We start from the raw sequence: 6,814 nt of genomic DNA, 5'->3' as shown, positions 1-6,814 counted from the left end.
GGGGTCAGAACAAGAGCTGCTCGAAATCGTACGCTAAGACCGAACGGAGCGGGAACGTCATGCAGCGCGGAGGATTCTTCCAGGAAGTCGCAATGGCCTGAAGCCTTCGGGCATCTGCTGCTCGGTGTCCCAGGAATAGATGCCGGTGAGATTTATGTGCTCCCAGCTGAGTGGCGAGACATGCTTGAGCAATATGTCGGGGATAGTTCGACCACTTTGACGCAGATGGGCTACGGCACGGCTGAGATAAACGGTATTCCAGTGGACGATGGCGCTGACGACAAGGTTGAGGCCCGAGGCACGGAATGCCTGACTTTCGAACGATCGGTCGCGGATTTCGCCGCGCTCATGGAAGAAAACGGCCCGCTTGAGCTTGTGGGCGGATTCTCCTTTGTTAAGACCGGCTTGACATCGCCGGCGAAGTGCCGGGTTGGAATACCATTCGATCATAAACAGGGATCGCTCGATGCGCCCGAGCTCACGCAGGGCTTTCGCCAACTGGCTCGGTTTCGAGGATGCCGCCAGCTTTTTGAGGATCATTGAGGGCGCAACAGAGCGTGTCGTGATTGATGCCGCCAGATGGAGAAGGTCATCCCAGTGTTCCAGAATGAGGGCGGTATTGATCGGCGCGCCGATATGGTTGGCCAGTGCTGGATATGAGTCGGCCTTTTCGAAAGTATGGAACTTCCGGTCCTTGAGATTGCGCAGCCGAGGCGCAAAACGCTTTCCGATCAGAGTGAAGAGGGCAAATACATGATCGCTCGCACCTCCGGTATCGGTAAAGTGCTCCTCGATCTCCAGGATGGTGTCGTGGTCGAACAGGCCGTCGAGAACATAGGCTGCCTCGCTCTCGGTCGGGCTGATCGGCAGAATGCTGAAATAGCCGTACTGATCGGAAAGGTGGCTGTAAAATTTCGAGCCTGGCTCGCTGCCATAATGCAGGTTGATATCACCGCGTTTGGCGGCACGATCACTGGCCCGGAAGAACTGACCATCAGATGATGCGGTCGTCCCTGTTCCCCAGAGCTGGGCGTGGGGATGACGCGCATGGGCGTCGGTCACACATGCCTGCGCTGCGCGATAGGTTTCCGTGCGGGCATGGAACATGCGCATCCATCCGATCTGATGGGCGCTGATCCCCTTGGAGGCTCCGGCCATACGTTTCGGGCCAAGATTGGTGGCGTCCGCGAGCGTGCCGGCGAGCATGGCCGGAATGTTTTGCGGTGAATCGCCCGTTCGAACATGGGTGAACTGGTCGGCAAAGCCGGTCCACTCATGCACGTCTCTTAAGAGATCCGGCACTTCGACAAGCGGATACATTTCGCTGAGTTCGATATTTAGTTCATCGGCTGCAGCGGGCACTTCGCTCGCCAGCGGTGTTACAATCAGGGTTCCGGCATCGAGACGGACGCCTTCAAGTTTGCCGTTGCGGGCGCGATGGGCGAGACGTTTCAGATTGAAGTCCAGCAATTGTTGCATTTCGGTGAGCCAAGCCACCCCGTCGCGCTGCACACCGAGCCCAAGCTGGTCAGTTTCCTTCAGCTTGGTAAAAGTAGGGCGGGGCATGAAATTTTCATTTATCGGCCGGAACGCCCTGCTGCCTTCGACCCAGATGTCGGCCGAACGAAGCCGCTCGCGCAACGCTGCCAGTGTTGCAATCTCATAGAGACGGCGATCGGCCTTTGCCTGCCCGAAGATCAGTTTACGCTCCGCCGCGCCGAGATGAGCGATCGGGACACGTTCGGGAAGCACGCGCCTTCCTTCCGCGTAAAGGGATCTGAGTGTTTCGATCGCTGCCAGCAAAGGATCATACCGACGACTTGAATGGAATGTGAAGGTCAGGAGGAACCGGCCTGCATAATTGCGAACATTGGCATATTGCTCAGCTGCAATAAGCAAGGGTGAGGCGTCATTGTCTTCCACCATCGCCGCAAGCGTCGGCTTTGCCTGCACCAAGCGATGCCAGCCGACGTGGCGGTCGAGCGTTTCAATTGCATCTTCATCATTGTCATTGGCGCACTGAAGAGCCGATATCGTGTCGAGAAACAGCCGTAGTGCCTTAGCCGTCTCCATCCGGGTGTTCACATGGCGCTGCTTCTTGCGGTTATTCGCCTGCGAAAACAGCCTGCCGATCAGCTTGATGAACATGGTGACTGCGGCGTCGGTGAGCTTTTGCCCAAGCTTGATGATCTGCGCGATGATCGTCGCGCGCCGCCGACTGGCGTTGAAGTCGGCGGCAAGCCATGCCGGTGTCACATCGCCCTCCCGGACCATCTGCTCCCAGCGACCGGAGTGGATGCGGGCTTGTAGTCGGGGATCGATATCGAGCGCGCGGATGAAAGCGATCCTGTCGGTCAGCGTGACCAGGTTGGTTGCTCCCGGAGCATCTGGCGCAGATCGCAGCCAATGGAATCGCGTCTGTCGTATCTCGGGATCAACCGTCAAAAGATCATCGAGGGATTGGAGCTTTTCGGCTGAAAGGCCCGATATCAGGGCAGCCTCGGCGCGACGGCGGGCTATTACGCGGCCGGCAAAGCCGATCCGCTCTATTGTGTCAGGTGCGGGAAGTAACACCTTCCGCTCCCGCAGCGTGGTGACAATAGCTTGGGCAATAGAATGGCCCTTGTCCGTTGCGGTCGCCGTTTCGACGGCGGATAGTAAGGCGGCGCGCCGGTCCTGTGCTGTTGCTGTTCGTTTTCCAAAATAGGAAAGCAAATGCGCGATATGCTCGCGGCGAGTTTCCTCCCGCCTGGCATAGGAACGGAAACTCTCCGGATCAGCATCCAATTGTTCGGCTATATAATTGAGCATCGCCCTCGGCGGAATTTCGTGCACCATGAGAGCCCGGCCCGGATGCCGCATCATGCAAAGCTGGACAGCAAAGCCGAGCTGGTTATGTTTTCGCCTGCGGACTTCGATCTCCAGCCGGTCCGATGGAGATAGAGTGTAGTGACGGATCAGACTATCCTCATCGGTCGGTACGCCGAACAGCTCCTGTTGATCCTGAATTTTGAGAAACTTCCGCCGCGCCATTTTTTACTCCATACAAACTTGCGTCGATGGTTCCGGGCATGTCCGGAAACGGTCGTTTGCGTACAGGCCTAAATCACCCTGTCCACAAATTATCTTGACTTATTTGTGGACAGGCATCACCTTTCGGACAACCTATTCGGACGAAATTGAACCTTATGCCACGCACCTTTGCCTATGTCCGTGTCTCCACGACCGGACAGACCACCGAAAACCAGATTCAGGAAATCGAAGCGGCCGGCTTCCACGTCGAGCCACGCCGTATAGTCACCGAGACCATCTCGGGCAGCGTCGCCATTGCGCAGCGCCGGGGTTTCTCGCGACTGATGGATAAACTCGAAGCCGGGGACGTGCTCATCGTCACCAAGCTCGATCGGCTCGGCCGAGATGCGATCGATGTCAGTACGACGGTCAGGAAACTGGAGGAGCTGGGCGTGCGGGTCCATTGTCTGGCCCTCGGCGGCGTCGATCTGGCGAGTTCCGCCGGGAAGATGACGATGAGCGTCATCAATGCCGTCGCTCAGTTCGAGCGTGATCTGCTGATCGAACGCACGCAGTCGGGCCTCAAACGAGCCAAGTCGGAAGGCAAGACCCTCGGCCGTCCCGCTCGGCTCAATGAGAAGCAGAAATTGGATGTTCTCTCGGATTTGGCGGGCGGGATGAGCGTTTCCGCACTCGCCAGAAAATTTGACACCAGCCGCCAGACCATCATGCGTGTCAGGATCGAGGGCGACCGCTCCGTTTAAGCCGTGACTTGAGTAGGCACCCGTTTCCCTTTCGCCTCACCCCGCGCAGCAGGACAGTTTTTTCACATCCCTGTCGAAGGTCTGAGCCGCAAGCTTCAAACCTTCGACAGTCGTCAGATATGGAAAGATCGTCTCCGAGAGATCATCGATCGTCAGGCCGCAGCGGATGGCCAAGGCTGCCGTCTGAATGCTGTCAGCACCCTCTGGTGCAAGGATGTGAGCGCCAAGGAGTTTCCGGGTTGACCCGTCGGCGACCAGCTTGATCAGGCCGCGCGTGTCGCGCGCCGCCAGCGCCCGCGGCACATTGTCGAGGGAAAGGACGGAGGTGCGAACCGAATGTCCGGCAGCCCGCGCCTGCGCTTCGGTCATGCCGACGCTCGCCACCTGCGGATCGGTAAAGACCACGGCGGGCATTGCGGTGTTGTCGTAACTCAGGCTGTTGCCGTTCAATGCGTTCTTGGCGGCGAGCTTTGCGCCATAGGCGGCCATGTAGACGAACTGATCTTTTCCGGTTACATCGCCGGCGGCATAGACGCCCGCCTTCGAGGTGCGCATGCGATCATCAACGATGATGGCCCCGGCCGGTGTCAGGTCTATACCGGTTTCAGCAAGCCCAAGGGCTTCAGTGTTCGAGCGGCGTCCCGTCGCCACAAGAATCCGCTCGGCAGTCAAGATTTCCGGACGTCCGTCCCGCGCGATGGCGAGGGCAACACCACCATCATCGGTCTTGCGGGCGGACTCGTAGGTAATGCCGCTGACGATTTTAATCCCCTCATCGGCCAGATAGGTGGCAAGCGCAGCGCCGATTTCGGGTTCAGCCTCCGGCAGAAGCCGGCTGCGGAACACGAGTGTCACTTCGACACCGGCCCGTGCGAAAGTCTGGGCAAGCTCCACGCCGATGTAGCCGCCGCCAAGCACTATCATCGAGCGTGGCAGCTCGGTCAGGGCGAGCGCTGTCGTGCTGTCGAGCGGCGATACGTCAGCGATCCCCGGAATCCCCGGCAACGCCGGACGCGCACCGGTGGTGATGATAATTCGCTCGGAGCCGATGTGCTGGCCCGCGACCTGGACACCGCCGTCAACGAGGCGGGCCGGACCTTCGTGGTAGACCACATTGTTGTACTCCGGCAGCAGATCAGCGTATTTCGCCTGTCGCAGACCGGCAACCAAAGCGTCTTTCTGGGCGATCTGAGCGGCCCAATCAACCACGCGCGCGCCGCTTTCGATCCCATCAAACCGGGCAGCCGCATCGTTGGCGTGACGTACAGCCTCCGTGGCCCGGATCAGGGCTTTCGAGGGCACGCAGCCGATGTTGACGCATGTACCGCCGATCGTGCCATGCCCGACAAGAGCCACTTGGGCGCCTAGTTCGGCGGCCGTGATCGCGGCGGAGAAACCGGCCGAGCCAGCTCCGACGACCACAAGATCATAACGGCCGTTGCCTTTGTTGGAAGTTGGAACGTCGCAAGCTTCACACATTCAATTCACCTTTGTTGTCTTGTTATTCATCGAGCAGCAATTGGCATCCGCTGATGAGGCGGAACGCCGACGCCGGTAAAGATAAAGTGCGGACGCCCCAATCGCGGCGAGAGCGATCGGGATCAGCACATAGCCGGCCGCTGCGAACCATGCGGAAAAGCCAAAAGAGCCAGCGGCGACCAAAAGAAATGGCGCGGCGCAACAGATGACGGCGAGAAACCCGACTCCGCCAAGGCCGATGAACTTTCCATCTGTCATGCTGAACCTCCTTACTGCGAAACGCCGGACGGATAGCCAGCATTGGTGGTTGCGGTGATCAGCGCGGCGACATTCGTCTGGCTGTCGTCAAAGCGCACCTTCGCGATCGCCGCGCCGGTCGCCTCCGATACATCAACATCGAGCACGCCTGGAACGTTGCTGAGCGCCCGCTTCACAATCGGGCCGCAGAGTTCGCAGGTGGCATTGGCAACATTCAAGGTTACGGTCTGCTCGGCGGCAAAAGCGTGACCACCCGTCAGCAGGGACGCAGTAAGAGCAATGAGGGGCAGGATTTTCATGAGATTCTCCTTGGGATTAAGCATCGAGGACAAGGCGGGCGGCGTAGGGAAAGCCCACGGCGATAATGATCAAGACAGTTGCGACCCAAAGGCCGATCTTGGCGTTCCGATGGGATGATGGACGCGCGCAGTAGGAACCCTCGGCGCATTCAGCCGCCTTCGGCCTGCGATAGACGAGATAGAAACCGTAGCCGAGGCAGGCGAGCGCGATCGTGATAAACACAGGCTGGTAGGGTTCGAACGCGGTCAAATTGCCGATCCACGCGCCGCTGATGCCAGCGAAGAACAAGGCAAAGGGCAGCACGCAACAGGTTGCTGCGCCCAGTGCCGCAACGATGCCGCCGACCGACAGCAATGCTGCCCGATCAAAACCCTTTTCGGCTGGCTCTGTGACTGTATTTGCCAGCGTCCGTGTTTCATCCTGCATCATCGTTCACATGCTCCCGCAATTGATCTATCGTGACCCTAGTGCCTGTAGCGACTACAGGGTCAAGCGAGAAATTTTCACGGATTTGTGCGAGCTATGTGATGACACAGAATGATGAATTTTCGATCGGCGTGCTGTCCGAGCGCAGCGGCGTCAACATAGAGACGATCCGCTATTACGAGAAAATCGGCGTCATGCCGAAGCCCGCCCGCAGCGCAGCGGGTTATCGTATCTACACAACTGAACACGCAAGGCGGCTGCATTTCGTGCGGCGCGGCCGTGAACTCGGCTTCAGCCTGGACGAGTTGCGCGGCCTGCTTCGCCTGGTCGATGGGCATACCTACACCTGCCGGGAGGTCCATGCGCTCACCATCGAACATTTGAAAGATATCCGTCAGAAAATCGCCGATCTGCGGCGTCTGGAGCGGGCCATGTCGAATATGGCGGCGCAATGCACCGGCGATCAGGTTCCAGAATGTCCGGTCATAGATGCCCTTTTTGAAATGCGGTCAATCAAGCGTTCCCGCTCCGTTCAAGCTTAGCGTACGATTTCGAGCAGCTCTTGTTCTGACCCC

The 6,814-nt window shown here is 58.7% G+C and carries 7 protein-coding genes; 2 read left to right on the top strand and 5 right to left on the bottom strand.

Features of this window, described 5'->3' with window-relative positions; translation table 11 throughout:
* Nucleotides 1-57: 57 nt before the first annotated feature.
* Nucleotides 58-3,033 (bottom strand): Tn3 family transposase, encoded by a 2,976-nt coding sequence (locus tag GR138_RS29985; RefSeq protein ID WP_003501082.1) that lies wholly within the window; start codon nucleotides 3,031-3,033, stop codon nucleotides 58-60.
* A gap of 155 nt (nucleotides 3,034-3,188) precedes the next feature.
* On the opposite strand from GR138_RS29985, the gene GR138_RS29980 reads away from it, so the two are divergent.
* A complete protein-coding gene (locus tag GR138_RS29980) occupies nucleotides 3,189-3,776 on the top strand; it encodes a recombinase family protein (protein ID WP_003501080.1) in 588 nt (195 codons plus the stop codon).
* Between the two features lie 36 nt (nucleotides 3,777-3,812).
* On the opposite strand, the gene merA is transcribed toward GR138_RS29980, so the two are convergent.
* The 4 genes from merA to GR138_RS29960 are packed head-to-tail and all read right to left on the bottom strand — an operon-like array spanning nucleotide 3,813 to nucleotide 6,242.
* Complete coding sequence (gene merA, locus GR138_RS29975; RefSeq protein WP_003501078.1) at nucleotides 3,813-5,255, bottom strand: mercury(II) reductase; 1,443 nt, start codon at nucleotides 5,253-5,255, stop codon at nucleotides 3,813-3,815.
* Nucleotides 5,256-5,513, bottom strand: coding sequence for a hypothetical protein (locus GR138_RS29970; protein WP_003501076.1), 258 nt, complete (start codon nucleotides 5,511-5,513; stop codon nucleotides 5,256-5,258).
* Nucleotides 5,514-5,524: 11 nt separating this feature from the next.
* A complete protein-coding gene (locus tag GR138_RS29965) occupies nucleotides 5,525-5,812 on the bottom strand; it encodes a cation transporter (RefSeq protein ID WP_010661778.1) in 288 nt (95 codons plus the stop codon).
* A gap of 16 nt (nucleotides 5,813-5,828) precedes the next feature.
* Nucleotides 5,829-6,242, bottom strand: a complete 414-nt coding sequence (locus tag GR138_RS29960; RefSeq protein WP_003501072.1) for a mercuric transporter MerT family protein — start codon at nucleotides 6,240-6,242, stop codon at nucleotides 5,829-5,831.
* A 98-nt stretch (nucleotides 6,243-6,340) separates the two neighbouring features.
* Here GR138_RS29960 and GR138_RS29955 point away from each other — a divergent pair, with 98 nt between their 5' ends.
* Nucleotides 6,341-6,781 carry a MerR family transcriptional regulator gene (locus GR138_RS29955; protein ID WP_023517540.1) on the top strand — a complete coding sequence of 147 codons (441 nt, stop codon included), beginning with the start codon at nucleotides 6,341-6,343 and terminating at the stop codon, nucleotides 6,779-6,781.
* Nucleotides 6,782-6,814: the final 33 nt, after the last annotated feature.

Source organism: Shinella kummerowiae (assembly GCF_009827055.1).
Taxonomy (GTDB): domain Bacteria; phylum Pseudomonadota; class Alphaproteobacteria; order Rhizobiales; family Rhizobiaceae; genus Shinella; species Shinella kummerowiae.
The sequence above is the reverse complement of the archived record's forward strand: the minus strand, read 5'-3'. Positions and strand labels throughout refer to the sequence as shown.

Excerpts from the sequence above, each read along its gene's own strand:
- merA (WP_003501078.1), bottom strand. The coding sequence starts at position 5,255 with ATGTGTGAAGCTTGCGACGTTCCAACTTCCAACAAAGGCAACGGCCGT.
- GR138_RS29970 (WP_003501076.1), bottom strand. The coding sequence starts at position 5,513 with ATGACAGATGGAAAGTTCATCGGCCTTGGCGGAGTCGGGTTTCTCGCC.
- GR138_RS29955 (WP_023517540.1), top strand. The coding sequence starts at position 6,341 with ATGACACAGAATGATGAATTTTCGATCGGCGTGCTGTCCGAGCGCAGC.
- GR138_RS29980 (WP_003501080.1), top strand. The coding sequence starts at position 3,189 with ATGCCACGCACCTTTGCCTATGTCCGTGTCTCCACGACCGGACAGACC.
- GR138_RS29965 (WP_010661778.1), bottom strand. The coding sequence starts at position 5,812 with ATGAAAATCCTGCCCCTCATTGCTCTTACTGCGTCCCTGCTGACGGGT.
- GR138_RS29985 (WP_003501082.1), bottom strand. The coding sequence starts at position 3,033 with ATGGCGCGGCGGAAGTTTCTCAAAATTCAGGATCAACAGGAGCTGTTC.
- GR138_RS29960 (WP_003501072.1), bottom strand. The coding sequence starts at position 6,242 with ATGATGCAGGATGAAACACGGACGCTGGCAAATACAGTCACAGAGCCA.